The organism is Sorangium sp. So ce1504 (assembly GCF_051521635.1).
In the GTDB taxonomy this organism is placed as follows: Bacteria; Myxococcota_A; Polyangia; order Polyangiales; family Polyangiaceae; genus Sorangium; species Sorangium cellulosum_B.
On sequence record NZ_CP150365.1, the window covers coordinates 6599815 to 6625729 of the forward strand.

The following is a 25915-nucleotide window of genomic DNA, read 5'->3' on the forward strand; positions in this document are numbered from 1 at the left end:
CCCCGCGCGGCGCGCGCTCGCCCCGACGAGCGAAGGCGCCCTGGGGACCTGGTTGCCAGCGCGCCGGACGAGGCCTCAGCCCTCGGGGACGAGCCAGAGCACCCCCAGCGGCGGGAGCGAGAGCACGATGGATTGCGGGAACCCGTGGCTCGGGACGTCCTCGACCTCGACGCGACCCAGGTTGCCCACGCCGCTGCCGCCGTACTGGACCGCATCGGTGTTGAGCACCTCCAGGTAGGCGCCGCGCCGCGGGACGCCGATCCGGTAGTGATGGCGCGGGACCGGCGTGAAATTGCCGATGAACACGACGTGCGTGCCCGAGGGCGACATCTGATCTCCCGCGCCGTCGCCGTAGCGGATGAACGAGATCACGGTCTGCATGTGGTCAGTGCAGTCGATCCACCGGAAGCCGTGGTGCTCGTCGTCGAGCTCGTACATCGCCGGATATTTCTTGTAGAGCGCGTTGAGCTCCGTCACGAGCCGCTTGAGCCCCGCGTGCTCGGGCACCGAGAGCAGGCCCCAGTCGAGCTCCGTCTTCTCGCTCCACTCGGCGAACTGGCCGATCTCACCGCCCATGAAGAGCAGCTTCTTGCCCGGGTGCGCCCACATGTAGCCGTAGAGCGCGCGCAGGTTCGCCAGCATCTGCCAGTAGTCGCCGGGCATCTTCGAGAGCAGCGCCCGCTTGAGGTGCACGACCTCGTCGTGGCTCAGCGGCAGGAGGAACTTCTCGGAGAAGGCATAGATCAGCCCGAACGTGAGCTGGTGGTAGTGGAAGGCGCGGTGGATGGGCTCGTGCTTGAAGAAGTCGAGCGTGTCGTGCATCCACCCCATGTTCCACTTGAAGTCGAAGCCGAGCCCGCCGACGTACGTCGCGTGGGTCACCGACGGCCAGGCGGTGGACTCCTCCGCGCAGAGGATCGCGCCCGGACAGCGCTCGTGCACCCGGTTCGACAGCTCCCGGATGAAGTCGATGGCCTCGATGTTCTCGCGGCCGCCATACCGGTTCGGCACCCAGTCGCCGCCCTGCGCGGCGTAGTCGAGGTAGAGCATCGAGGCGACCGCGTCGACCCGCAGGCCGTCGATGTGGAACTCGTCGAGCCAGTAGAGCGCGTTGGCCACAAGGAAGTTCCGCACCTCGTGGCGGCCGTAGTTGAAGATGTACGTGTTCCACTCGCGGTGCTCGCCGAGGCGCGGGTCGAGGTGCTCGTAGAGCGCCGTGCCGTCGAACCGCCCGAGCGCCCACGCGTCCTTGGGGAAGTGCGCGGGGGTCCAGTCGAGGATCACGCCGATCCCCCGCTGGTGGCAGCGGTCGATGAAGTAGCGGAGGTCGTCGGGATCGCCGAAGCGGCTGGTCGGGGCGAAGTAGCCCGCCACCTGGTAACCCCATGACCCGTCGAAGGGGTGCTCCATGACCGGCATGAGCTCGATGTGCGTGAAGCCGAGCTCGGCCACGTACTCGACGAGGTGGTCGGCGAGCTCGCGGTACGTCATCCAGCGCATCCCGCCCTCGTACGGCGGGCCCTCGCCCGGCACGCGCCGCCAGGAGCCGGCGTGGACCTCGTAGATGGTGAGCGGCTTCTTGCGGGAGTCGATCCTGCCGCGCTCCTGCATCCAGTCGCCGTCCTGGAACGCGTAGCGGCTCGTGTAGACCCGCGAGGCGGTGGCCGGCCGGAGCTCCATCGCCTGGGCGACGGGATCGGTCTTCACCGTGAGGTGCCCCTCCGGCGTCTTGATCTCGTACTTGTAGAGCGCGCCCTCGCCGAGGCCAGGGATGAAGAGCTCCCAGAAGCCCTCGCCCATCCGGCGCATCGCGTGGCGGCGGCCGTCCCAGTGGTTGAAGTCGCCGAGGACGCTCACCCGCCGCGCGTTCGGGGCCCAGACCGCGAACGACGTCCCGGAGACCCCGTCCACCTCGCGCACGTGCGCGCCGAGGACGCGGTAGAGCTCCCAGTGCCGCCCCTCGGCCAGGAGGTGGCGATCGATGTCCCCGAGCGTCGGCGGCATCGAGTACGGGTCGAGCTCCACCGAGGAGCTGCCGTCCGCGAAGCGCAGCTCGATCTGGTACGGGAAGCGTCCGTCCGCGGGGTAGGACACGCCGGGGAAGCGCGCCTCGAAGAGGCCCGCGGGGTGGACGCGCTCCATCGGCTGCCTCCGGAGCCTGGGGTTGCCCGGGACCACCGCGATCTCGGTGGCGTCTGGCCGAAAGACGCGGACCACCAGGTCGTCCTCGTCTTCGTGCGCGCCGAGCACGTGGTGCGGATCCGGATGCTCGACTGCCGCGATGAGATCGAGTTCTCGTTGTTCCAACATGTCGGGGTCCGCCTATAGCGGCTCCACTCGCCGACGTCATGCCGAGAGTCCGCCCGAGACGCCGACCAGGCTCACCCGGGCACACCGGCGCAGCCTGCGGCGCCGGTCCCCCCTGGCGCAACCACGGTGTGCTCACCATTTGTCCGCAGCGCAACAGCGGATGTCGGTGGGCCGGATCGACCGCGAGCACGCCGAGAATCGTCGGGATTCATCGGGAAACAGCGCAAATGCTCATTTGCTGTACCTTCTCGGGAAGGGTAGGGTCCCGGCGTCGAGCAGCGAGCCACGGCGGCCATCCGGCAAGCGACGCGGGCTCGACAGGCGGAGGGATCGAACATGGGTCAGGTGGTGAGCGAACGCCCGATCGGGGGCAACGGCAGCGGTCCTGGCATGAACGGGCACGGGGGCGCGGCGATCCGCAGCTACGCGCCCGCGACCGGGGAGCTCCTTGGAGAGGCCCCGAATACCAGCGCCGAGGAGGTGCGTGCCGCGGTCGCCCGGGCGCGGCGCGCGCAGGAGGCGTGGGGCGCACTGCCCGTGGAGGAGCGCTGCCAGCGCGTCCTTCGCTTCCGCGACGCCATCGTCGATCGGACGGACGAGATCGTCGATCTGCTCTCGCGCGAGTGCGGCAAGCCGCGCCACGAGGCGCTGCTGCACGAGGTCCTGGTCGCGGCCGACATGGCGACGTACTTCGCGCAGGTCGCCCCGAAGGCGCTCGAGCCGCACGAGATCAAGCTCCACCTCTTCAAGCACCGGCGCAGCTGGGTCCACTACGTCCCTCGCGGCGTGGTCGGCGTGATCTCGCCGTGGAACTTCCCGTTCCAGCTCGCGCTGCGCGACGTGCTCGCGGCGATCGTCGCCGGCAACGCCGCCGTGCTCAAGCCGAGCGAGGTGACGCCGCTCATCGCGCTCAAGCAGAAGGAGATCTGGGACGGCGCGGGCATGCCCGAGGATCTGTTCCAGGTCGTCACCGGCTACGGGCCGACCGGCGCGGCGCTCATCGACAGCGGCATCCAGATGCTCCTATTCACCGGCAGCGTCGGCACCGGGAGGAAGGTCGCCGCCGCCTGCGGCGAGCGCCTCATCCCGTGCGTGATGGAGCTCGGCGGCAAGGCGCCGCTCATCGCCTGCGCGGACGCGGACATCGAGCGCACGGCGCAGGCGATCGTCTTCGGCGGCTTCGCGAACGCGGGGCAGGTGTGCGTCGCGGTGGAGCGGGTCTACGCGCACCGCGAGATCCACGATCGCCTGCTCGAGCGCACCATCGAGATCACGAAGGGGCTGAACCAGGGTGATCCGGGCAAGGAGTTCGTCGACGTGGGGGCGATCATCTTCCCGCCGCAGATCGACGTCGCCGAGCGGCACATCAAGGACGCTGTCGACAAGGGGGCGACCGTGAAGGCCGGCGGCAAGCGCGCGCCGGGGCAGGGCCAGTTCTTCGAGCCGACGATCCTCGCCGGCTGCGATCATGCGATGACGGTGATGACCGAGGAGATCTTCGGGCCGGTCGTGCCGTTCATGCAGGTCGCGACCGAGGAGGAGGCGATCCGCCTCTCGAACGAGTCGCACCTCGGCCTCAACGCCTATGTCTTCTCGGAGGACACCGATCACGCCCGCCGGCTCGCCGAGCGCCTGCAGGCCGGCAGCGTGCTGGTGAACGACGTGCTCATGAACGGCGCCCTCCCCGACGCGCCGTTCGGCGGCGTCAAGCAGAGCGGCTTCGGCCGGGTGATGGGCGAGGACGGGCTCCGGCAGATGTGCGACGTCAAGCACATCAACGCGGACCGCATCGCGCTGGGGTCGAAGGACCCGACCTGGTTCCCCTACACCGCGTCGTCGTACAGCTGGTTCAAGCGAGGCATGCGCGCGCTCTTCTCGAGCGGCGGCTTCCTGCGGCGCATCGGGGAGCTCTTCTAGGGCGCGGCGCTGTCGACAGCGGCGGCGGGAAGCCTCGATGAGCTCGGCGCCGCAGATCGACGTCGCCGAGCGGCACATCAAGGATCCGCCCGCGTCACGGCGCGTCCGCAAGGACAGCAGACTGGCGGACCGCCGCCGGCGCCCGCGCGTATTCCTTGAGAGCAATCGAGTCGTGCAGCCGGACCCCGTGGCTGCTCAGCTTGGCCAGCGCGCGCGACACCCCGGGCGGCACCACGCTGACCAGGCGGCCGATCTGCGCCAGCGACCACAGCTCGAACCTGCTGCCCGGGACCAGGCGCCTGGCGGCGTTCAGCGCGAACACCCGGCTGCGGCGCACGTAGTCGGCCAGCTTGCGCTCGCAGGCCTGGAACGCGCGCGCGTGGCCGCCCCCGGCCGCGGCCAGCTCGCCTGCGAGGACATAGGCGCCGACCACGGCGAGGCTGGTGCTGCCGCCGACCGCCGGCCCGGGCGAATAGCCGGCGTCGCCGGTCAGGGTGACGCGCCCGCGTGACCACGAGTCCATGCGCAGCTGCGTGATCGAGTCGAAGTAGAACGCCGGGGTCCGATCGAGCTCGGCCATCAGCCGCGGCAGCTCCCAGCCGGCCCCGGCGAACGCCTCGCGCAGCAACTGCTTCTGCCGCGCGACGTCGCGGTGGTGGACATCGAGCTCGCGCGGGCTGCGGAACAGGAACACCGCGCGCGCGTCGTCGATCGTGTGCGAGCCGTAGATCGCCGCCATCCGCCCGACCCCGCCGAGCACGATCGCGTGGTCGTGCAGCCCCAAGTAGTTGGGGATCGAGATCACCGCGAGGTAAGCGCCGATGAAACGGGCGAACTGCCGCTCCTCGCCGAACACCAGCCGTCGCACGTTCGAGTGCAGCCCGTCGGCGCCGATCACCAGATCGAAGCGCCGCGGCGCGCCGCGCTCGAACGTCACGTCGACACCGGACTCGTCCTCGGCGAGCGAGGCGATCGAGTCGCCGAACACGTACTCGACGTCGGCCCGGGTCGCGTCGTGGAAGATCTCGCTGAGATCGTCGCGCATGATCTCGACGTGGCGGTCGGACACCGCGTGCATCAGCCGGCCGACGTCGATGTCGACCTGCCCTTGCACCCCCTCGCGCAGCAGCGTCATGCGCTCGGTGCCGGTCTTCTTGGCCTCGACCCGCGCCAGCACACCCATGCGCTCGACGATGTCCATCGCGGGCCGAAACAGGTCGACCGCGTGGCCGCCCGTCTTGCGCAGCGTCGGCGCGCGCTCCACCACCGTGGGCCGAAACCCGTGCCGCTTGAGCCAGTAGGCCAGCACCGGACCGGCGATGCTGGCGCCCGAAATGAGGATCTCCATGGGCCCCTCCTTACTTACCGATAGGTAAGCACGCGACCCAACCCTGCACAAGGCTTACCGAACGGTAAGTAAGCGGCTACACTACACAGGTGCCCCGAGCCCGGCCCTCCGACACCAAGGCGCGAATCCAGGCGGTGGCGCGCGAGCTGTTTGCGCGCCAGGGAGTCCAGCGGACCAGCCTGCGCGAGATCGCCGATCACCTCGGCATCACCAAGCCCGCGCTCTACTACCACTTCGACTCACGCGAATCGCTGGTCGCGAGCATCGTCGAGCCGCTGCTCGCGGAGATGGACGCGTTCGTCGCCGAGCGCGAGGGCGGCCCGCAGCCTGATCCGCGCGTCCTGCTCGCCGACTACTTCGATCTCCTGCACCGCCACCGCGACACCCTCACGATGGTGGTCCGCGACCTCGCCACGCTCGCCTACCTCGACCTGGGCATGCGCATGATCGAGTGGCGCCGCCGCCTGATGCGCCTTCTCATCGGCCCGCGCCCCTCCCTCGCCGCCCGCGCCCGCGCCGTCGTCGCCATCGGCGGCCTCTCCGACTGCGTCATCGAGTTCACCGACGTACCGATGGAGAAGGTCAAGTCGCTCGCTGTCGAGGCCGCCTTGGCCGCCCTCGGGCCAACGTCATGAATCGCGTACCCACGCCTTACTGCCGTGCAGCTCGGCGCCCTTCGACCGGCGCTCACAAGACAACGTGAGCGCCGGCGGGGGGCTGTGCGCGGCGGCGCGCGGGTGGGCGCGGCGAGCACCGAACGAGGTGCCATAAGCTCTCAGGAGGCTCCACGTCCCAGGCGCGCCTTGTGTGGCGCGCGACGAAACGTCTCAGAAGGCATGGCCCGAAGTGAGACATGCCGGGCGGTGGCTCATGCGCAAGCTCTCCCGCCCCGTTCTTGGCGGATGGCCGAGCGCCCACCCGCGCGCCGCCGCGCACAGCCCCCCGCCGGCGCGGCGGCTCGGCTCAGCCCCCCTCTCCCTCTCCGCTACGCAGCCGCCGCCGCGCCGGTCACGCCGCCCGTGCCCGCGGCCTCGATCGGCGCCTCTTCCAGCGCCGCCGCGATCACCTGGCTCATGTCCTCGACGAAGATGAGCTCCAGCTCGGCCCGCACCTCCTTCGGGATCTCCTCGGCGTCGCGCGCGTTCTTCTGCGGCAGGACGACCCGCTTGATCCCGGCGCGGTGCGCCGCGAGCACCTTGGACTTGATCCCGCCGACCGGCAGCACCCGCCCGCGCAGCGTGCACTCGCCCGTCATCGCCGTGTCCGAGCGCACGCGCCGCGCGGAGAGGAGCGACGTCAGCGCCGTGAACATCGTCACGCCCGCGGACGGCCCGTCCTTGGGCACGCCGCCCGCAGGGACGTGGATGTGCAGGTCCTCCGCCTCGAGCTTCGCCGTGTCGACGCCGAGCTCGATGGCGTGGCTGCGCACGTAGGTGAGCGCCGCCTTCGCCGACTCCTTCATCACGTCGCCGAGCTGACCCGTGATCTCGACCCTCCCCTTCCCCGGCATCCTCGACGTCTCGATGAACAGGATGTCCCCGCCCACCGGCGTCCAGGCGAGCCCGGTCGCAACACCAGCGACGCTCGTCCGCTCCGCCACGTCGCTGAAGAACCGGACCTTGCCAAGGTACGTCCCGAGATCGCTCGCCTCGACCACCACGCGCGGCGCCTTGCCGTCCGCCGCGCGGGCGATCTCCAGCGCGACCGCCCGGCAGAGCTTCTTGATCTCGCGGCCGAGCTGCCGCACCCCGGCCTCGCGCGTGTAGTCGCGCACGATCGCCGCGAGCGCCTCGTCCGAGATCGACAGCGACCGCGGGTCGATCGCGTGCTCCTTGAGCTGCTTCGGGACGAGGTGCGACCGCGCGATCGCGATCTTCTCGTCCGGCGTGTAGCCGGACAGATCGATGACCTCGAGCCGGTCCCGCAGCGGCGCCGAGAGCGCGCCGAGGTCGTTCACCGTGCAGAGGAAGACGACCTCCGACAGATCGAACGGGAGCTCCAGGTAGTGGTCGACGAACGTCCGGTTCTGCTCCGGATCGAGCACCTCCAGCAGCGCCGCCTCGGGCGAGCCCCGCCACCCGGCGCCGAGCTTGTCGACCTCGTCGAGGAGCACGATCGGGTTCTTCACCTTGGCCTTCTTCAGCGCGTGCACGATCCGGCCGGGCAGCGCGCCGACGTACGTCCTCCGGTGGCCGCGCAGCTCCGCCTCGTCGTGCACGCCGCCGAGCGAGATGCGCACGAACGGGCGGCCCGTGGCGTCGGCGATCGACTGGCCGAGCGAGGTCTTGCCCACGCCGGGGGGGCCCGCGAAGCACAGGATCGTCGCGCGCGCCTTCCCGGTCAGCTTGAGCACCGCCATGTGCTCCAGGATGCGGCGCTTCACGTCGTCGAGGCCGCGGTGATCCTCGTCGAGCTTCGCCTTCACCGCGTCGAGGTCGTCCTTCACCTCCGCCCTCGCGCTCCACGGCAGGTCCGCGATCCACTCGAGGTACGTGCGGATCACGTTGTGCTCCGCGCTCTGCGGGCCGACCGACTCGAGCCGGCGGAGCTCCCGATCGGCGACGGCGCGCGCCTCCTCGGGGAGCCCGGCCTCGTCGAGGCGCCGCCGGAGGGCCGACAGCTCGTCCTCGCCCTCCTCGCCGCCCGCGAGCTCCTTCTGGATGGCCCGGAGCTGCTCGCGGAGGATCACCTCGCGCTGGCCCTTGCCGAGCTCGCGCCGCACATCGCCGTCGATCTTCTTCTTCAGGTCCGCCAGCGCGGACGCCTCGGCGAGCAGGCCGGCGACCCGCTGGAGCCGAGGCACCACGCGGAGCTCCGAGAGCACCTCCATCTCCTTCTCGGTGGGCAGGCCGAGCGCGCCGGCGACCTGATCCGCGAAGACGCCCGGCTCCGCCCGGCTCGTGGCGGCGATCTCGGCGAGGTTGGTCCCCGTCTTCGGGCCGACCTCGCGGGCGCGCTCGCGCAGCGACGCCGCGAGCAGGCGCGCCTCCTCGGCGTCGCCGAGGAACTCGGGCGCGAGGGTGCCCTCGGCCCGCCACGTCGGCTCCGTCTCGACCAAGGCCGAGAGCGCGAAGCGATCGAGCCCCTCGATCACCAGCCGGTAGCCGTTCGAGACGCGCGAGATGTCGACGACCCGCGCGAACGTGCCGATGTCGTGGAGGTCCTCGCGCCGCGGATCCTCGCGCTTCGGATCGCGCTGCGCGATGACGCCGATCACGTCGCCGGCGTGGACGGCGTTGAGCAGCGCCACCGAGCGGGGGCGCCCCACCGGGAGCGTGAGCACGGTGCCGGGAAAGAGGACGCCGGTGCGGAGCGGGAGCAGGGGAAAGGGAGAACGAGGCGCGCTGGCGCCGCTGCGAAGCTGGCTCATGCGAACTCCTGTGGCAGCGGTCGGCTCGCGCCATCCCTGCCGGATCGGTCGAAGGTCAGGTGGACTGCGTGGACAACGCGCCGCTCCTCCGCCCGTGAGGGCGGCGCAGCGCGCGGATGGGCTCACGTAGACCGCCGCGAGCAACCGCTCGGGCGAGCTCCATGAATCGATGAACGAAAAGTAAATTCGTTCACGCATCCGTCAACCCGCCCCGCCGGCGAGCGCGACGGCCGGATCAGAACGCCTGTACGCCGAGCACGAGGCCGGGCCAGGCGCGCTCGGTGCTGGTGGCGTCGGAGCCGAGGGGGGCGCTGCCGTAGGGGCTCAGCTGGGCGTCCTTCGGGGTGCCGCTGAACGAGACGTTGAAGCTGGGGCCCCCGAAGATCGCGAGCGCCGGGAAGAGGCGGAAGCCGAGGAGCGCGCGCGCCTGCGCGATCGTGGCCGCGGACTCGAGCGTCGAGGGCTCGTGGAGCGTGTACCCGAGCACGTCGAGGTCGAGATAGGCGCGCTGGTGGATGGAGATGCGGCCGCCCAGGCCGAGCGCGGAGACCAGGAGAGGGCGATTGCCGATCGTGCGAAGGCCGATCCCGTAGATGTTGTGGAAGTGGTCGCTCCCGTGCTTGACGCCAGCCACCACGATGCCGGACTCGAGCCCCCAGACGTCCACGTGCAGGCGGCCGTTGCGGATGAAGTTGAACAACCCGAGCGAGAACGGCGAGTCGCCGGCGTAGTTGACGAGGCCGATCTGCGCGCCCCCCACCTTCCCGGTGGCGATGTTGAAGAGCCCGATCTGCGTGCCGGTCGACTCGCCCGCGGCCACGTTGGTCACGCTTATCTGCGTGCCGCTCGACTTGCCCGCGGCCACGTTGGCCACGCCGATCTGCACGTCGGTCGCCGCGCCCGCGGCCACGTTGGCCACGCCGACCTGCACGTCGGTCGCGTCGCTCACGGCCACGTTGGCGACGCCGATCTGAAGGTCTATCGCGGCGCCCGCCGCGACGTTGGCCATGCCGAGCTGCGCCCCGTCCACGGGCCCGACGGCGACGTTGAACACGCCGCCCTGTGCGCCCGTGACCGGGCCGACGGCGACGTTGAACGAGCCGACCTGCGCGCCCCGGAGCGATCCGGCGACGTTGAGGCCCATCGTGATCTGCGCGCCGCGCGCCGGACCGAGCACGAGGTTGGCGCCGGACGAGAGCTGGGCGCCGCACAGGAACGACGACGCGATGTTGACCCCGGCGCCGAGCTCGAGGCCCGCGACGCCCGCCGTGTACCCGGCGATGAGGTTGAGCGAGTAGCGGCGGACGACGTTCGTGCCGTCGAGGGTCGAGGTGCCGACATACGGGAAGACGTCGGCGCCGAGGAGGACGGTCTTCGCGCCGGGGAGCGTGCACCGAGGAGGCTCCGGTGGCGCGGGGGCGGGGCGAGCGGCCTTCGCGGGGCGCGCGGCGCGGGAAGGCGGCGTCGGCCGACTGGCGGCAGGCGGCGCGGGGGGCGCCGCAGGCGATGGCTGCGCCGCAGGCGGCGCCTCGGGCGGGCGCTTGCCGAGCGCCGCCGCGAGCTCCGCTGCCTCGTCCCGGACGAGGTTGCCCGCGAGCAGGGCGATCGCCTCGGCGGCGCGATCGGGATCCTCCGGGACGTCGATGGTGCGCTCGATGCGGCGGCCGTCCGCGGCGCTGTGGCTCAGCGTGACGCGGCCGTCGGGCTCGCCGCGAAGGACCAGCGTGGAGCGCCCGGCGGTCGCCGCGCGGGCCAGCGTGACGTCGGCGCCGAGCTCGCGCCCGATGGCGGCGCGCACCGCGTCGGGATCGAGCGTCCACGGCGCGCCGTCGACGACGAGATCGACGCCCGCGGCGCTCGGCTCCTCGGCGAGGGCAGGCGCGGGGGGCGCGGTGACCGCGGCGAGGGCGCCCGCGGCCGCGAGCGCGTGCAGAAGGAGGACGCCCGCGCGGAGGCCTGCGCCGCGCGCGGACGTCTTCCGGTCACGGCGCGGCGAGCCCCGCGGCGGCGCAGGGAGAGGTGCGAGGGCGGGTGTGTTCATCGACCGTGCTGTGCCCGCTCGCAGCACGTTCGTTCACGCGCCGCGACGTTCACTCGTCCGCGCTGCGCATCGCCTCGATCAGCGAGCGCGACTCGGCCTGGCGGTAGCCGCCGAGGGCGCCCTGCGCGAACGGATCGAGCGCCCGCCGCGCCTCGTCCTTGCGGCCGAGGCGAACGAGGCAGAGGGCGCGGTTGTACTGGGCCTCCACCGCGAAGCGGCCGTGCGGGGCGGCGGCCAGGTACGCGTTCCACGCGTCGAGCGCGGCCGCCGGGTTGCGCTCGACGAAGTGCGCGCGGTGCGCCGCCTGATAGAGCGCGTCCGCGTCGGGGCCGGCCGGCGAACGCTCGATGGCCTGCGGATCGGCCGCAGCCGGCCGCGGCGCGGTCGGCAGGCGCGCGGCGCTCGGCGCGACGGCCGCGACCGGGCGCGAGGCCGACCGGACCGGCGTGACCGCCAGCACCGGCGCGCGCGGCGGCGCAGGGGCGATCGGGGGCTCCGCGATCGGCGCAGGCAGCAGCGGCGGCTCCGGCGCGACCGCCTCCGCGCTCGCCTCGGCCTCCGGCGGCGCGGGCGCCTCGGCCGCGTGCCGCGGCCCGGACAGCGCGCGCTGCGGCGGCGGCGCGGGCGGAATGTAGGGCGCCTCGGAGACGCGCAGCCCGAGCCGCGACGCGAGGTCGTCCCAGCCGCCTGGGAACCAGCGCGCGGCCGAGGCCCACGCGACCGATCCGACGAGCACGGCGGCCAGCGGGACCACCACGCGGACCATCGCGAGGCGGCGGGCCCGCTGGGCCTTCAGGCTCCTCATCACGCGGGCGCGCGTCTCGTCGCGGCGGCCGCGCGACGCGTCGGCCTCCGCGCGCAGGGCGCGCGCGGCCTCGCGGAGCACGTCGTCCTTCATGGGGCCCTCTCTTCCAGCAGCGTACGGAGCTTCTGCTTGGCGTGGAACAGCCGCGTGCGCACGGTGGCCTCGGGCACGCCCATGATCTCGGACGCCTCGCGCGCGCTGCGCTCCTCGACCTCGCAGAGCACGAACGCCACGCGCTGCGCCGTCGGCAGCGCGTCGAGGGCGCGGTTCAGCGCCTGCGCGAGCGCGGCGCGGCCGGCTTCCCGCTCGGGGCTCGACGTGTGCTCCTCGTCCGGCTCCAGGGCGAGCCGCGCCATGGCGGCGCGGCGCCGCGCCGCCGCGCGGAGGTGGTGGCGGGCGTGGTTGACCGCGATCGCGATAAGGAACGTCTTGAGCGACGAGCCGCCGCGGAACCGCTGCGCGGCCTGCGGCAGGCTGATGAAGACGTCGTGGGCCAGGTCCTCGGCGGACGCGTCGTCGCCGGTGAGGCGGCGAGCGAACCCGCGCACCGCGCCATAGTGCCTGTCGTACGCCTCGCCGACCGCCGCGGCGTCCCCGCGCCGCAGCCGCTCGACGAGCTCCTCCTCCGCGTCCTGCGCGCGCTCGGCGCCGCGGGAGAAGAAGAACGGCATGAGGAGCGCCATGGTCTTCATCGGGCGCCACCTCTCCTCCGCGCGCGGGGGCTCGTCGGCGCCGGACGGCTCTGCGCCCGGAAAACCCGCTGATCGCTCCGTCCCATCTCGGTCCATCCCTGCGCCGTCATCGTTACACCCGAACGCGCTCGGCGGCGTTGCCCGTTTGCCATCAACAAGCGTCCGAGAGCCCGGGTCGACATGTGGCACACCCCGTCGTGCCCGGCGTGAAGGAGAGCGTTCATGGTCGGCGCGTCGGTTTCGTGCCCGGAGAGGTCGGGAACGTTCAACCCCGGTCGGCGAAATCGACCGCCGGGGATCCGGACGGCTGAAATCGACGGCCAGGGGGCGCGATCGAGCGCCGCGGTCCACCCCGCCGCCCGGGAGCTCCGGACCGGCGACCGTCGAGATCGTGCGCAGGCGCGCGACCCGTTGAACGGCGCGCGTGGCAGCGGGCACGCAGCTCCGAGTGGGCAGAGGGCGCCGCGCCGACGAGCCGCGCCGCTGCCCTGGATCCATCGCTGATCAGGAGTGATGACATATGAGCATGCGCACGGCCTTCGAATGGGGTCTCGGTCTCTCTTTGTCCTTCTTTTCGATGACGACGGTCGGTTGCTACATCGAGACTGGCGAGGACTGCGACTGGGACGACGACTGTATCGACGCGCCCGACGCTCCCGACTTCGAGCGCCCGGATCCGGAGGAGGACACATCGATCGACGAAGGTGAGGAAGGCGCGAGCAGCGGCGGGGAAAGCAGCAGCGAGGAAAGCAGCGCGAGCAGCGGCGGCGCGGGCGGGAGCTCCCCAGGGGGACCGATCGCCTGCGAGGCGGCGTGCGACTGCCCGAGCGGCGACGCGTGCGTCGAGGGGATCTGCAGGACGCCGTGCGCGGCCTCGTGCGATTGCGCCGAGGGCGAGTCGTGCGAGGAAGGCTATTGCGCGCCCCCGCCGGAGCCGGCCATCTCCTGCGAGGCGGACTGCGACTGCCCGGGTGGCAACGCGTGCGTCGAGGGTGTCTGCACCTGAGCCGCGGGCCGCTCCCCGGACGCGCAGAGCCCTGAGCTCGAAGCGCGCCACATAGGGAGTCTCGTAAAATTGCGCGCTCTCCTACCCCACAGCCCGACTCCTGAGCGCCGAACCGGCGAATTCTGCGAAGCGGGGCGATGAGCGCGGCGCGGGAGCCCAGGCTCACCGCGACGGGATGAGCCGCTCGAGCCGGGAGATGTACCCCGGCAGCTCCGCCGCCAGCGCTCCGGGCAGCGCCCGGTCCGCTTCGAACAACATCGCCAGGTTGCCGTAGAGCGCCGCGTCCGCGAGGCTCGGGGCTTCGCCGAACAGGAACGGCGATCGCTTCAGCGTCCGGACGGTCGGCGCGAGCAGGGTTTTCGCGCGCTCGAGCAGCGCCGGGGCGTCGCGCTCCCACTGCTCGATACAGCCGGCGCCGAACTTGCGCTCCTTGATCAGCGTGTACAGGGCGCGCTGACCCGGCCGCTCCCAGGCGTCGCGGATGCGCGGCGACGCGATTCGAAACAGCACGTCCTCCAGCGGTCCGTCGCAGAAGTCCGCGTAGGCCCAGACCGGGCCCTCGAGGACGTCGAGCGTCAAGCGCCGGGCGGCAGGGTCCTCGAGCAGGAGCTCGCAGATCCGCCGCGACTCGACCGTCACCCGGCCGTCGTCGCCGACCAGCACCGGCACGTAGATGTAGCCGCCGGTCACGCGGGCCAGCTCGTCGCGATCATCGTACGGCACCTCGGCCAGCTCGTACGGGCGACCCAGGAGGTCGAGCAGCATCTGAACTTTGCGGGCGAAGGGGCTATATCGGAGTCGGTAGAGCTTCATGACTCCCGGGATACCGCGGCGCGCCTGGACGAGCGAACGAATGTTTTCCATGGTACATGAGAAATTCTCATGACCAGCCCCGCCCCGGGGGATCACCCTCCGCCGCTGCCGTCGCTCACCGCCCTTCAGGCGTTCGAGGCCGCGGCGCGCCATTCGAGCGTCACCCGCGCGGCGCGCGAGCTGGGCGTGACCCAGGCCGCCGTCAGCCACCAGATCCGCGCCCTCGAGGACACCCTGGAGACGGCGCTGTTTCGGCGCTCGCCGCACGGCATCAGCCTGACGGAGGACGGCGAGCGCTGGGCTGCGGAGCTGGGCGTCGTGTTCGCCAGGCTGCGCGAGGCGAACGCCCGCCTGCGGCGGCCCGCCGCGGACGCGCGGCCCGCCGTGTCGGTCAGCGTCACGCCGTCGTTCGGGGCGCGCTGGCTCGTGCCCCGGCTCGGGCAGTTCCTTGTGAGCCACCCGGAGGTCGACGTGCGCATCTCCTCCACCGAGCGCCTCGTCGATCTCGCGAGAGAGCCGGTGGACATCGGCATTCGTTATGGACTCGGCAGCTACCCGGGCCTTTTGACCGTCAAGCTGGCGGACGACGCCTTGATCGTAGCCGCCGCGCCGAGCGTCGCGAGCAAGCGCGCGCGCTGGCGCGTCGAGGATCTGAGCCACGAGGTGTTGCTCGGGGACGACCACCCCGACGCCTGGGGCCGCTGGTTTCGCGAGCGCTCGCGCCGCCTGCCGGCCCGGGTGCGCCAGAACCAGCTCACCGACTCGTCGATGCTGGTGGACGCGGCGGTGCGCGGTCAGGGGGTGGCGCTCGCGCGCTGGTCGCTCGCGGCCGCAGAGCTCGAGCTCGGCCGCCTGGTGCTGCTCTTTCCCAGGCTCCCGGCGCTGCCGACGGGCCTCGCTTACTTCCTCGTGAGCACGCGCGCGAGCCTGCGGCGAAAGCCGGTGGCCGCCTTCAGGGACTGGATCGTATCCGAGGCCGCGAGCCTGCGCAGGCCCGGACGCTGAGCCGCAGCCGCCCGCCCGCGTCGCGCGATCCGCCCCCGCAGAAGAGAGCAACTCTCACTCGATGCGCGAGGGCCGCCGCCGACAGGCGAGCGGGGATGGGACGGCGCGGCGTCAGCCCCCCGGCTTGCGGGCGGGCCCGCGGCCGACGAGGCCGTAGAGGACGATCCGATGGACCGCGGACAGCATCGCCTCGACCTCTTCGCGGGAGCCCTGGAACAGCCACGGTGGAGCGAAGCTCGCATAGGCGCGCAGGAGGGCGCGCGCGGTGAGCTCGGGGTCGGCGGCGTCGAGCTCGCCGGCGCCGGCGCCGCGCGCGACGAGATCGCGGAGGAGCGCGCGCTCCTCGTCGAGGAAGCGGGCGTGGGCGGCCTTCACGGCGCGGCTCTGGCAATGCACGAGATCGCACGCGTGCGCGCCCGAGCCGGCGAGCTCCAGGAAAGCGCCCGCGCGGGCGTCGAACACGGCCCGCAGCCGGTCGCAAAAGGGCACGTCGTCCCTGGCCGCGGCGGCGCGCATCGCGGCCATGACGGCGCGGTGCTCGCCCTGGGAGAGCTCCTCGACGATGGCGTCCTTCGAGGCGAACTCCAGGTACACGGCGCCGACCGCGATCTCGGCCTCGCGCGCGATATCGGCGACGGTGGTCTTGGCAGGCCCGTACCGGCGGAGGAGCCGCTCTGTCGCCTCGAGGATCCGCTGGCGCCGCTCCCTTTCGCCGCCGGGGTAACCGTGCTCCATGAGGTGAGCGATGTTCTCCCGGATTCACGGCCGGGGGAAGCGTCCTGGCGGGCGGCCGGCAGGGACCATGGGGACGCCACGGCGCGCGGGCACGGGCGGGGCCGCGCTGGCACGGGCGCGGCGCGCTGGCACGGGCGCGGCGCGCTGGCGATGGCACGAACCCGACGGCGCGCGGCCCGCGCCGGCGCGACGGAGCCCAGCCCCGAGATTGATCGCCGTACGCCCGGCGGCTATCGTGGGCTGGCTTTGCACCGGATTTTCCGCGAAGATCGCGCTGTTCACGGGATCCGCGGTCCGGCGTGCGAGGGGACCGAGCCATGACGAGCACCGCGCCGACACACGACGAAGCCGAAGGGCTGGTGCGACCGGGGCAGGTCATCGCCGAGAAGTACCGCGTCGAGCGGGTGATCGGCGCCGGTGGGATGGGCGTCGTCGTCGCCGCGACCCACCTCCAGCTGGAGGAGCGGGTCGCGATCAAGCTGCTCCTGCCCGAGGCGGCGAAGTCGCGCACGCTCGCCGAGCGCTTCGTGCGCGAGGCGCGCGCCGCGGTGAAGGTCAAGAGCGAGCACGTGGCGCGCGTGACCGACGTCGGGACGCTCGACTCCGGCACGCCGTACATGGTGATGGAGTACCTGTCGGGCAGCGACCTCGCCGACGCGCTCCGCGCGGGCGGGCCGATGACCCCGCAGGCGGCCGTCGAGTACGTCCTCCAGGCCTGCGAGGCGCTCGCCGAGGCGCACGCCGCGGGCATCATCCACCGCGACCTCAAGCCGGCGAACCTGTTCCTCACGCGGCGCGCGGACAGCTCCCCGTGCGTGAAGGTGCTCGACTTCGGGATCTCGAAGGTGGCGACCGGCGGCTCCGACCCGCGGATCACCGACACGAAGGCCATCATGGGGTCGCCGCTCTACATGTCGCCCGAGCAGCTCAAGTCCTCGCGCGACGTCGACGCGCGCACCGACATCTGGTCGCTCGGCGTCATCCTGTTCGAGCTGCTCACCGGCGCGCCGCCGTTCGACGGCGCGACGATGCCGCAGCTCTGCGTGGCGATCATGCAGGGGATCCCGAGCCCCCTCGCCGCGTTCCGCTCCGACGTGCCCCCGGCGCTCGAGGCGGTGATCCGCAAGTGCCTCGAGAAGCTGCCGGAGCAGCGGTTCCGCCACGTCGGGGAGCTGGCCGAGGCGCTCGCGCCGTTCGCGACCGGGCGGGCCCGGCTCTCCGTCGACCGGATCAGCGGGATCTCGCGGAGCTCGGGGCCCCCGCGGCCAGAGCTCCCTTCGGCGAGCGGGGTGACCTCGCCGACCGTGGTGAACACGTCGCTGAACACCTCGCCGACGTGGAGCGGAACGGTCGTGCCGCGAAAGCGGCCGGTGGGGCTCGCCGTCGCGGCCGGCGCCTTCGTGTCGCTGATCGCCGCGGTGGCGGTCTTCGCGCTCCTGACGTCCCGCTCGCGCGGCGACGGCGCGGCGACCGAGCCAGCCGCCAGCGCCTCGGCGGCGCCGTCGCCGGCGGACGCCGCGGGACAGCCGGCGACCGCGCCCGCGTCGCTCTCGCCGACCGTCACGCCCGGCGGCGCCGAGGCCCCCGCGCCGGTGGACGACCGCACGGCGGCGCCGGGCCCGGCCGAGATCCCCCCTGCGCCCCCTGCGGCGCCGGCCAGCGGCAAGCCCGCGGCGCCGCGCCGGCCGAGCGCCGCACCGCGACCCCCGGCCGCCACGCACGCCACGCAGGCTCCGGCCACCCGGCCGCCCGCCGCCCCGGCCGCTGCGCCGCCCGGCGGCAACCTGTTCGACGATCGCAAGTGAGGACACCACCATGACGAGCCTGCCCGTGCAGCACCTCGGGCGCCTGCTGGCGCTCGCGATGTTCCTTGCCGCCCTCCTTGCGGGCGGCCGCGACGCGAGGGCCGACACGGCGGCCGCGCAGGCCCTGTTCGACGCGGCCAAGCAGCTGATGGCCCAGGGCAAATACGCCGACGCGTGCCCCAAGCTCGAGGAGAGCCAGCGGCTCGATCCGGGGATCGGCACGCAGTTCAACCTCGCGGCCTGCTACGAGCAGCTCGGCCGGACGGCGAGCGCCTGGTCGATGTTCCTCGAGGTGGCCGGCGCGTCGAGGGCCGCCGGCCAGCTGGAGCGCGAGAAGGTCGCGCGGCAGCGCGCCGCCGCGCTCGAGCCGCGGCTCATCCGGCTGACGATCACGGCGCCGGCCGACTCCCCGGCCGACCTCCAGGTGAAGCGCGACGGCGCCCTCGTGGGGCGCGCGCAGTGGGGCACGCCGGTGCCCGTGGATCCCGGAAAACACACGGTCGAGGCCTCCGCCGCCGGCCGAGCGCCTTTCGCGAGATCCATGGATCTCACCCGGGCGGGCGCCTCGGAGACGCTGGCCATCCCGCCGCTGCCCGCGGGCGCGCCGGCGCGCGACGCCGCGCTCCCGCCGAGCGGCCCCGCCGCGCCTGCGGGCGCCGCCGCGCCCCCTCCGGGCGGCCCCGGCGCGCCGCGAGCGAGCGGCGCCCCGTTCGCGCCGGTCGCCGCGTATGCACCGGGGCGCCCGGCCGCGCCGCTGACCAAGCGCCGCAGCAAGGGAATGATGGTCACGGGCATCGTCCTGACGAGCCTCGGCGCCGTCGCCGTCCTGGGCGGGGGCCTGGTGATCGCCTCCACCCCCTCGTGCTCCGGCGACGGCTGCGGGTACGACACCTCCGGCGACCCGTTCGCCGAGGACACGGTCTACGAGGAGGATGGCTCGGAAGGCGCCGGGGTCGGGCTCGTCGTCGGCGGGCTCGTTCTCGCCGGCGTCGGCATCCCGCTCGCCATCATCGGCGGCCGCAAGGTGCCGGTGCAGCCCGAGAAGCAGGCCGCCTCCACGCCGGCGCCGCCGCCCGAGCTCGTCATCGGCCCGCGCTACGCCGGGCTCCGCTGGTCCATGTGAGCGCCGGCGCGGCGCCGGCCCGGCGCGCGCGGCGGTACGCCGGCGCGGCGCGCGGCGAGGGGGCCGTGAGCGCTCATTCCGGATCGATCCGGTACACGGTGCCGCCGAGATCGACGACGTAGACCTCGCCGGCGCCGTCCTGCCCGAAGCTGGCGATGCTGAAGCCGAACGATCCGAGGTCGTCCGTTCGGTCGACGGGCGCGGAGGCCACCCCGGCCTCATAGGTGAGCGTCCAGACCCTGCCGCTGCAGTAATCGCCGTAGAAGTAGCTCCCCCGGAGCCACGGGATCTCGCTGCCCCGGTAGACGTAGCCGCCGGTGACCGAGCAATCCTCGATGACCCGCCCGGCGTGGCCGTACTCGACGGCAGGGAGCGTGATGGTCCCCTCGAGATCGCAGCTCTCCGCGGGGATGAAGCAGTGCGCGCCCTCCATCCGGCGCCAGCCGTAGTTCTTCCGTCCCTGCCCGGCCGGCTCGATGTTGATCTCTTCCCAGAGGCGCTGACCGACGTCCGCGATGTAGAGATCGCCCGTGCACGCGTCGAAGCTGAAGCGGTACGGGTTCCGCAAGCCATAGTCCCAGATCTCGGGGAGGACGCCTTCGCCCGTCATGTTCCCTTCCGGGATGCTGTACGGGTGTGTCGAGACGTCGAGGCGAAGGATCTTCCCGAGCAGCGTCGTGAGCGCCTGGCCATTGCCGATGTCCGCATGGTTGGGTCCGGCATCGTTGTTGTCCCCGCCATCGCCGAGCCCGAGATAGAGGAAGCCGTCGATCGGGCTGAACTCGAGCGAACCGCCGTTGTGGTTTCGATGCAGATCCACGACCTCGAGGTGCGTGGCCACCGGATCTGGACTGGCCACGTCCGGTCGCTCTCCCCGCGCGAACTCGACCACACGCGCGTTGCCGCCCGTCGCCTTGTCCGTGTAGTGGACGAAGAAGCGACCGGTGTCCTCGTAATCGGGGTGGAAGGCGAGCCCGAGGAGGCCGCGCTCGCCGTTGTCATTGAACAGGACGCGATCCCGGATATCGAGAAACACCTTGGGCTCCGCCGCTCCATCGTCGAGGACGAGGATCTGGCCAGGCTGCGTCAGGAGGAAGAGCCGCGTGGGGTCGCCCGGCGCGGATTTCACGAGGAGCGGGTGATCGAGGCCGGAGACGAGCGTGGTGAGCTTCAGCGCGCCCTCGTCCTCGCTCGGCGGCGCGCAGCTGAATCCCGCCGCGGGCTCACCACCGCCGCTCCCGCCAGCTCCGTCGCCGCCAGCGCCGCCGCTGCCGCCAGCGCCGCTCGCGCCAGTCCCGCCGCCAGTGGCGCTGCCGCCCACCCCGCGGCCGCCAGCGCCGCTCGCGCCAGCCCCGCTGCCGCCACCCCCACTCGCGCCTGCTCCGCCGGCTGCGGCCGATGAGACACCGCCGGTCGTGCCGGGCGGCAGCGGAGAGATCGACGCCTCGCGCGAGCAGGCGATGAACGCGAGCTCGGCCGCCAGAGAGAGCGCGATGATCGGAAGGGGCGACAGGGCTGAGCTCGACGGCCTCATGGCTTGACGATATCGTAGATCGAAGCCCAGGGCGGCGAAGATCCGGTGTTGGAGGCGCCCGCGCACCCCGCCCGCCGCGCGCGCACGCCGGACGGCGCCGCTGCGGCCCCCCCTGACGCGCCTGCGCCGGCGTTCGGGGCGTGGCGAGATCGCGAAACGAGCCCCGCGATCCACGCATCGATATCGATGGAGCTGGCCCCATCGCCGCACTTCGAGCGAGGCCGAGCACACGAGAGCATGGCATCCGTTTTTCCGCGCTGGAGCAACACCGCTTTCCGACTCGCCATCGCCGCCGTCTTCCTCGGCGGCGCGGCGGCCGTGTCAGCGCCGATGATCTACGTGCGCTCGGACTGGAACACCGGACAGAACCTGCCCGTGCAGCAGCCGGTGCAGTTCGATCACAGGCACCACGTGCAGGACGACGCCATCGATTGCCGGTTCTGCCATCACACGGTCGAGCGGACGGCCACGGCGGGCATGCCATCGACCGTCCTCTGCATGGGCTGTCACAGCCAAATCTGGAATCAGAGCCCCAAGCTCGAGCTCGTCCGGAACAGCTATTTCTCGGACACGCCGATCGTCTGGAACCGCGTCAACGACGTGCCCGACTTCGTCTATTTCAACCACGCGATCCACGTGAACAAGGGCGTCGGCTGCGTGACGTGCCACGGCCGCGTGGACCAGATGCCCGACGTCCGCCAGGCGACGCCGATGACGATGGGCTGGTGCCTCGACTGCCACAGGGCGCCGGAGCGTCACCTCCGCCCGCTCTCAGCGATCGTGGACATGGACTGGGACCCCGGCCCCGACGCGGAGCAAATCGGCCGGCAGATCGCGCAGGAGGTCGGGGCGCGGAGCCTCGTCCACTGCTCGACCTGCCACAGGTGAGCGCGCGCTGGCGCAGCGCGGGAGGCAAACGAGGGATCCACGCGAGACACAAAGGGAGCCTGCGAGAGCACGCGAGACAGAAGGCCAACAGGCGGCGAGCAGCGGAGCGCCGCCACGGCGGCGGCGCCGATCCACCGATGACCTGAAGAGGGACGATGGCTGATCAGAGACAGACCCCGTGGAGCGCCGCGCTCGACGGCAAGACCGGTAAAGCGTACTGGCGCAGCCTGGCGGAGCTCCTCGAGTCACCGGAGCTCCGCGAGGCCGCGGCGCGGGAGCTCCCGGGGGGCAGCGGCGAGCCCGTCGCGGTGAGCCGGCGGAGCTGGCTCAAGCTCCTCGGCGCGAGCATGGCGCTCGCCGGCGTGTCCGGGTGCAGATCGAGGGCAGCGGACAAGATCGTCCCTTACGTGACGACGCCGCCCGAGGTGACGCCGGGCGTCCTCCGGTATTACGCCACCAGCCTCGATCTCGACGGGTTCGCCACGGGCGTCCTCGTCGAGAGCCACGAAGGGCGGCCGACGAAGATCGAGGGCAACCCGGAGCACCCGGCGAGCCTCGGCTCCACCGGCGCCTACGAGCAGGCGTCGGTGCTCGGCCTGTACGATCAGCACCGCGCGCGCGCGGCGCGGCGCGGCCACGACCCGGCGACGTGGCAGGCGTTCGTCCAGCAGTTCGGGGGCGCGCGGAGCGACGGCGGCGCCGGGCTCCGGTTCGTCCTTCGGCCCACCGGCTCTCCGCTCGTCCTCGACCTCATCGGCCGCGTCCAGGCGCGCTATCCGGCCGCCCGGTTCACGTTCCACGCGCCCGCGAGGTCGACGCACCCGGCGCGCGGGGCCGAGCTCGCCTTCGGCGCCCCGCTCCAGGCGCAGTACGACTTCCGGACGGCGGACGTCCTCCTCGCGCTCGACGCCGACTTCCTCGCGTCGATGCCTTTCCACGCGCGGTATGCGCGCCAGTTCGCCGAGCGAAGGCGCCTCGGCTCGCCGACGGGCACCATGAACCGTCTCTATGTGATCGAGCCCGGGCTGACGCCGACGGGGAGCATCGCCGATCACCGCCTGCGCAAGCGGCCGAGCGACGTGCCGGCGATCGCCGCGGCGATCGCGGCCGAGCTGCTCCTCACCGAGGGCGCGCGGCCGGGGTTCATCCCTCCCCAGGCGCTCGGCGCGCTCGAGCCGCTCCGGGCGCGGATCAGCGAGGCGGAGAGGCGCTTCGTCCGGGCGCTCGCGCGCGACCTCGCGCGCGGCGGCCTGGCGAGCGTCGTCGTCGCGGGGGAGCGGCAGCCTCCCGGGGTGCACGCGCTCGCGCACCTCATGAACGCGGCGCTCCGCAACGACCGCGCGGCGTGGACCACCGCGGGGACCTTGATCACGGCCGGCGCCGCCGAGCAGGACCTCACGGCGCTCGCCGAGGAGATCCGCCGCGGCGCCGTCGATACGCTCGTGCTCCTCGAGAACAACGTGGCGTACACGGCGCCCGCGGATCTCGAGCTCGCGGCGCTGCTCCGCTCCGTCCCGAGCCGCGTCTACCTCGGCCTCTACGAGGACGAGACCGCCGCCGGCTGCGACTGGTTCGTGCCCGCCGCGCACGATCTCGAGGCCTGGGGGGACGCGCGCGCGTACGACGGCACGACCTCGCTGGTCCAGCCGCTCATCGAGCCGCTCTTCCAGGGCAAGACCGCCTCCGAGGTGCTGGCGGTGTTCGCGGGCGAGCCGCCGAGGAGCGCGCGAGAGCTCCTGCGCGACGCCTGGGCCGCGCGCCGCGGCGGCGCCGATTTCGACGCGTTCTGGGAGGACGCGCTCCGGCGCGGGCTCGTCGAGGGCACCGCGGCCCCGCGCGAGGACGCCTCGCTGCGGCTCGACGGCGTGATCGCGGCGCTCGCGCAGCTCGCGGCGGCGGCCCCGCCGCCGGCGGAGGCCATCGAGGTCGCCTTCTCGGTGGACGCGAGCGTCTATGACGGCCGGTTCGCCAACAACCCGTGGCTTCTCGAGCTGCCGGATCCCATCACCAAGCTCACCTGGGACAACGCCGCGCTGCTCAGCCCGGAGACGGCGAAGGCGCTCGGCGTCGAGAGCGAGGATGTCGTCGATCTCGAGCTCGGGGGGCGGAAGATATCGATACCGGTCCTCGTCGCGCCGGGGCACGCCGACAGGACGGTATCGCTCAAGCTCGGTTACGGGCGGAGCGGCGCCGAGTCGATCGCCGCCGGGGTGGGGTCCGACGCGTACCGGCTCCGCGCCGCGGCCACGCCGTTCTTCGCGGCGGGCGTCTCGGTGACGAAGCGGCCCGACCCGAAGCACAAGCTCGCCCTGACGCAGACGCACTTTCGCCTGGAGGGGCGCCCGGTCGCGCTCTCGGTCCCCCTTACCGCCTACCGCGAGCACCCCGGCTTCACGGAAGCGCTGAAGGGGCCGCAGCCGTCCCTCATGCCCGCGGTGGCCCCCGGACCGCTGAAGGAGCAATGGGCCATGACGATCGATCTCACGATCTGCACCGGCTGCAGCGCGTGCGTCGTCGCGTGCCAGGCCGAGAACAACGTCCCCGTGGTGGGCAAGGAGGAGGTCCTGAACAGCCGTGAGATGCACTGGCTCCGCATCGACTCGTACGTATCGAACGACCCGCGCGACACGGCCGTCGTCCATCAGCCCATGATGTGCCAGCACTGCGAGAAGGCGCCGTGCGAGTACGTGTGCCCCGTGAACGCGACGACGCACAGCCCCGACGGGCTCAACGAGATGACCTACAACCGCTGCGTCGGGACGCGGTTCTGCTCGAACAACTGCCCGTACAAGGTCCGCCGCTTCAACTGGTTCGATTACGGCGAGCTCCGCGCCTTCAACACCGGGCTCGCGAGGCTCCAGCGCAACCCCGACGTGACCGTGCGGGAGCGCGGCGTCATGGAGAAGTGCACGTACTGCGTCCAGCGGATCCGCCGCGCGGAGATCGCCGCGCGGGTCGAAGACCGCCCGATCCGCCCGGGAGAGGTCGTCACCGCCTGCCAGCAGGCCTGTCCGACGCAGGCGATCCAGTTCGGCTCCCTCACACACGAAGAGACGGCGATGGTGGCGTGGCGGGGCGAGCCGCGGAGCTACGCGGTGCTCCACGACCAGGGCACCCGGCCGAGGACCATGTACCTCGCGCGCGTCAACAACAAGAACCCGGAGATCGAAGAGCCGTGACGGAGCCTCTCCTCCTCGGGCGACCCACCGACGAGGCGCTCTCCGAAGAGCTCCTGTCGGTCGTCTGGAAGCCGCGATCCAGGCTGTGGTTGGCGGCGTTCGCCATCACCGGCGCCGGCACGGCGGTGCTCGCGCTCGCCATCCTCTACACCGTCACCACCGGCATCGGGGTCTGGGGCAACAACATCCCGGTGGGCTGGGCGTTCGGGATCATCAACTTCGTGTTCTGGGTCGGCATCGGCCACGCGGGGACGTTCATCTCCGCGATCCTGCTCCTCCTGGAGCAGCGCTGGCGCACGAGCATCAACCGGTTCGCCGAGGCGATGACGCTCTTCGCCGTCATCCAGGCGGGCCTCTATCCGCTCCTGCACCTCGGCCGGCCGTGGTTCGCCTACTGGCTCGTCCCCTACCCCTCGACGCTGAAGGTCTGGCCCCAGTTCAAGAGCGCGCTGCCGTGGGACGCGGCGGCCATCTTCACGTACTTCACGGTCTCTCTCGTCTTCTGGTACATCGGGCTCCTCCCCGACTTCGCGTCGCTCCGCGACCGGGCCCCCGACCGCCGCCGCCGGATCGTCTACGGCGTCCTGTCGCTCGGCTGGCGAGGATCAGCGGCCACCTATCGCCACTACCGGCTCCTCTACGGGCTGCTCGCCGGGCTCGCGACGCCGCTCGTGCTCTCGGTGCACTCGATCGTGAGCACCGATTTCGCGATGGCGCTCGTCCCGGGCTGGCACGCGACCATTTTCCCGCCGTTCTTCGTCGCCGGGGCCATCTTCTCCGGCTTCGCGATGGTGCTGACGCTGCTCATCCCGGCGCGCCGCATCTTCCACCTCGGGAACGTCGTCACCCAGCGGCACATCGACAACCTGAGCAAGCTGGCGCTCGTCACCGCCTGGATCGTCATCTACTCGTACATCATCGAGCTCTTCGCCGCCTGGTACAGCGCGTCGGAGGCCGAGATCTACCAGTTCTTCGTCGCGCGCCCCACGGGGCCGAACGCCGCGGTCTTCTGGGCGCAGATGATCTGCAACGTGCTCATCCCCCAGCTGCTCTGGTTCCCGAAGGTCCGGAGGAACATGATCCTCCTCTGGATCATCTCGATCCTCGTGAACGTCGGGATGTGGTCCGAGCGGTTCGTGATCATCGTCCTGTCGCTGCAACGCGAGTTCCTCCCGTCGGCGTGGCACGCCTACCGCCCGACGTACGTCGATATCGCGATGTTCATCGGGACGATCAGCTTCTTCCTGCTGCTCGTCCTGATCTTCCTCCGCCTCTTCCCGTTCATCCCCGTGGCCGAGGTCAAGGAGCTGAACCACGAGCTCCGCCACAAGGAGGAGCACTGAA

General features: G+C 72.1%; 18 protein-coding genes. 9 read left to right on the top strand and 9 right to left on the bottom strand.

Annotated elements, in window-relative coordinates; all coding sequences use genetic code 11:
- Positions 1-75 precede the first annotated feature (75 nt).
- Entirely contained in the window at positions 76-2310 is a 2235-nt protein-coding gene (gene glgB / locus WMF39_RS24725) for a 1,4-alpha-glucan branching protein GlgB (RefSeq protein ID WP_437747903.1), read from the bottom strand.
- A gap of 348 nt (positions 2311-2658) precedes the next feature.
- On the opposite strand from glgB, the gene WMF39_RS24730 reads away from it, so the two are divergent.
- A complete protein-coding gene (locus tag WMF39_RS24730; protein ID WP_437747904.1) occupies positions 2659-4227 on the top strand; it encodes an aldehyde dehydrogenase family protein in 1569 nt (522 codons plus the stop codon).
- Positions 4228-4321: 94 nt separating this feature from the next.
- Here the strand turns inward: WMF39_RS24730 and WMF39_RS24735 are convergent, their stop codons facing one another.
- Positions 4322-5575 (bottom strand): FAD-dependent monooxygenase, encoded by a 1254-nt coding sequence (locus WMF39_RS24735; RefSeq protein WP_437748024.1) that lies wholly within the window; start codon positions 5573-5575, stop codon positions 4322-4324.
- 89 nt (positions 5576-5664) lie between these two features.
- Between WMF39_RS24735 and WMF39_RS24740 the strand changes: the two genes are divergently transcribed.
- Positions 5665-6210, top strand: coding sequence for a TetR/AcrR family transcriptional regulator (locus tag WMF39_RS24740; protein WP_437747905.1), 546 nt, complete (start codon positions 5665-5667; stop codon positions 6208-6210).
- A gap of 350 nt (positions 6211-6560) precedes the next feature.
- Here WMF39_RS24740 and lon read toward each other — a convergent pair whose 3' ends face one another.
- From lon to WMF39_RS24760, 4 genes are all read right to left on the bottom strand, one after another.
- Positions 6561-8945 carry an endopeptidase La gene (lon, locus tag WMF39_RS24745; RefSeq protein ID WP_437747906.1) on the bottom strand — a complete coding sequence of 795 codons (2385 nt, stop codon included), beginning with the start codon at positions 8943-8945 and terminating at the stop codon, positions 6561-6563.
- A gap of 235 nt (positions 8946-9180) precedes the next feature.
- Positions 9181-10986 (bottom strand): LA_2272 family surface repeat-containing protein, encoded by a 1806-nt coding sequence (locus WMF39_RS24750; protein WP_437747907.1) that lies wholly within the window; start codon positions 10984-10986, stop codon positions 9181-9183.
- Positions 10987-11035: 49 nt separating this feature from the next.
- A complete protein-coding gene (locus WMF39_RS24755; protein WP_437747908.1) occupies positions 11036-11884 on the bottom strand; it encodes a tetratricopeptide repeat protein in 849 nt (282 codons plus the stop codon).
- Entirely contained in the window at positions 11881-12483 is a 603-nt protein-coding gene (locus tag WMF39_RS24760; RefSeq protein WP_437747909.1) for an RNA polymerase sigma factor, read from the bottom strand. Before WMF39_RS24760 ends, WMF39_RS24755 begins: the two co-directional genes overlap by 4 nt.
- Before the next feature lie 577 nt (positions 12484-13060).
- Here WMF39_RS24760 and WMF39_RS24765 point away from each other — a divergent pair.
- A complete protein-coding gene (locus tag WMF39_RS24765) occupies positions 13061-13489 on the top strand; it encodes a hypothetical protein (RefSeq protein WP_437747910.1) in 429 nt (142 codons plus the stop codon).
- 162 nt (positions 13490-13651) lie between these two features.
- Here the strand turns inward: WMF39_RS24765 and WMF39_RS24770 are convergent, their stop codons facing one another.
- Positions 13652-14353 carry a glutathione S-transferase family protein gene (locus WMF39_RS24770; protein ID WP_437747911.1) on the bottom strand — a complete coding sequence of 234 codons (702 nt, stop codon included), beginning with the start codon at positions 14351-14353 and terminating at the stop codon, positions 13652-13654.
- A gap of 18 nt (positions 14354-14371) precedes the next feature.
- On the opposite strand from WMF39_RS24770, the gene gcvA reads away from it, so the two are divergent.
- Complete coding sequence (gene gcvA / locus WMF39_RS24775) at positions 14372-15307, top strand: transcriptional regulator GcvA (protein WP_437747912.1); 936 nt, start codon at positions 14372-14374, stop codon at positions 15305-15307.
- A 111-nt stretch (positions 15308-15418) separates the two neighbouring features.
- Here the strand turns inward: gcvA and WMF39_RS24780 are convergent, their stop codons facing one another.
- On the bottom strand, positions 15419-16042 hold the full coding sequence (locus tag WMF39_RS24780; protein ID WP_437747913.1) for a TetR/AcrR family transcriptional regulator: 624 nt from the start codon (positions 16040-16042) through the stop codon (positions 15419-15421).
- A 317-nt stretch (positions 16043-16359) separates the two neighbouring features.
- Between WMF39_RS24780 and WMF39_RS24785 the strand changes: the two genes are divergently transcribed.
- Positions 16360-17847 carry a serine/threonine-protein kinase gene (locus WMF39_RS24785; protein ID WP_437747914.1) on the top strand — a complete coding sequence of 496 codons (1488 nt, stop codon included), beginning with the start codon at positions 16360-16362 and terminating at the stop codon, positions 17845-17847.
- Positions 17848-17857: 10 nt separating this feature from the next.
- Positions 17858-18970, top strand: coding sequence for a hypothetical protein (locus tag WMF39_RS24790; RefSeq protein ID WP_437747915.1), 1113 nt, complete (start codon positions 17858-17860; stop codon positions 18968-18970).
- A 73-nt stretch (positions 18971-19043) separates the two neighbouring features.
- Here WMF39_RS24790 and WMF39_RS24795 read toward each other — a convergent pair whose 3' ends face one another.
- Complete coding sequence (locus WMF39_RS24795) at positions 19044-20504, bottom strand: PQQ-dependent sugar dehydrogenase (RefSeq protein WP_437747916.1); 1461 nt, start codon at positions 20502-20504, stop codon at positions 19044-19046.
- Positions 20505-20741: 237 nt separating this feature from the next.
- Here WMF39_RS24795 and WMF39_RS24800 point away from each other — a divergent pair, with 237 nt between their 5' ends.
- From WMF39_RS24800 to nrfD, 3 genes are all read left to right on the top strand, one after another.
- On the top strand, positions 20742-21392 hold the full coding sequence (locus WMF39_RS24800; protein WP_437747917.1) for a cytochrome c3 family protein: 651 nt from the start codon (positions 20742-20744) through the stop codon (positions 21390-21392).
- Between the two features lie 155 nt (positions 21393-21547).
- On the top strand, positions 21548-24571 hold the full coding sequence (locus WMF39_RS24805; protein WP_437747918.1) for a TAT-variant-translocated molybdopterin oxidoreductase: 3024 nt from the start codon (positions 21548-21550) through the stop codon (positions 24569-24571).
- A complete protein-coding gene (gene nrfD, locus WMF39_RS24810) occupies positions 24568-25914 on the top strand; it encodes an NrfD/PsrC family molybdoenzyme membrane anchor subunit (protein WP_437747919.1) in 1347 nt (448 codons plus the stop codon). Before WMF39_RS24805 ends, nrfD begins: the two co-directional genes overlap by 4 nt.
- Position 25915: the final 1 nt, after the last annotated feature.

Coding starts and splice junctions, on each gene's coding strand:
- glgB (WP_437747903.1), bottom strand. CDS start 2,310: ATGTTGGAACAACGAGAACTCGATCTCATCGCGGCAGTCGAGCATCCG.
- WMF39_RS24735 (WP_437748024.1), bottom strand. CDS start 5,575: ATGGAGATCCTCATTTCGGGCGCCAGCATCGCCGGTCCGGTGCTGGCC.
- lon (WP_437747906.1), bottom strand. CDS start 8,945: ATGAGCCAGCTTCGCAGCGGCGCCAGCGCGCCTCGTTCTCCCTTTCCC.
- WMF39_RS24750 (WP_437747907.1), bottom strand. CDS start 10,986: ATGAACACACCCGCCCTCGCACCTCTCCCTGCGCCGCCGCGGGGCTCG.
- WMF39_RS24755 (WP_437747908.1), bottom strand. CDS start 11,884: ATGAAGGACGACGTGCTCCGCGAGGCCGCGCGCGCCCTGCGCGCGGAG.
- WMF39_RS24760 (WP_437747909.1), bottom strand. CDS start 12,483: ATGAAGACCATGGCGCTCCTCATGCCGTTCTTCTTCTCCCGCGGCGCC.
- WMF39_RS24765 (WP_437747910.1), top strand. CDS start 13,061: ATGACGACGGTCGGTTGCTACATCGAGACTGGCGAGGACTGCGACTGG.
- WMF39_RS24770 (WP_437747911.1), bottom strand. CDS start 14,353: ATGGAAAACATTCGTTCGCTCGTCCAGGCGCGCCGCGGTATCCCGGGA.
- gcvA (WP_437747912.1), top strand. CDS start 14,372: ATGACCAGCCCCGCCCCGGGGGATCACCCTCCGCCGCTGCCGTCGCTC.
- WMF39_RS24780 (WP_437747913.1), bottom strand. CDS start 16,042: ATGGAGCACGGTTACCCCGGCGGCGAAAGGGAGCGGCGCCAGCGGATC.
- WMF39_RS24785 (WP_437747914.1), top strand. CDS start 16,360: ATGACGAGCACCGCGCCGACACACGACGAAGCCGAAGGGCTGGTGCGA.
- WMF39_RS24790 (WP_437747915.1), top strand. CDS start 17,858: ATGACGAGCCTGCCCGTGCAGCACCTCGGGCGCCTGCTGGCGCTCGCG.
- WMF39_RS24795 (WP_437747916.1), bottom strand. CDS start 20,504: ATGAGGCCGTCGAGCTCAGCCCTGTCGCCCCTTCCGATCATCGCGCTC.
- WMF39_RS24800 (WP_437747917.1), top strand. CDS start 20,742: ATGGCATCCGTTTTTCCGCGCTGGAGCAACACCGCTTTCCGACTCGCC.
- WMF39_RS24805 (WP_437747918.1), top strand. CDS start 21,548: ATGGCTGATCAGAGACAGACCCCGTGGAGCGCCGCGCTCGACGGCAAG.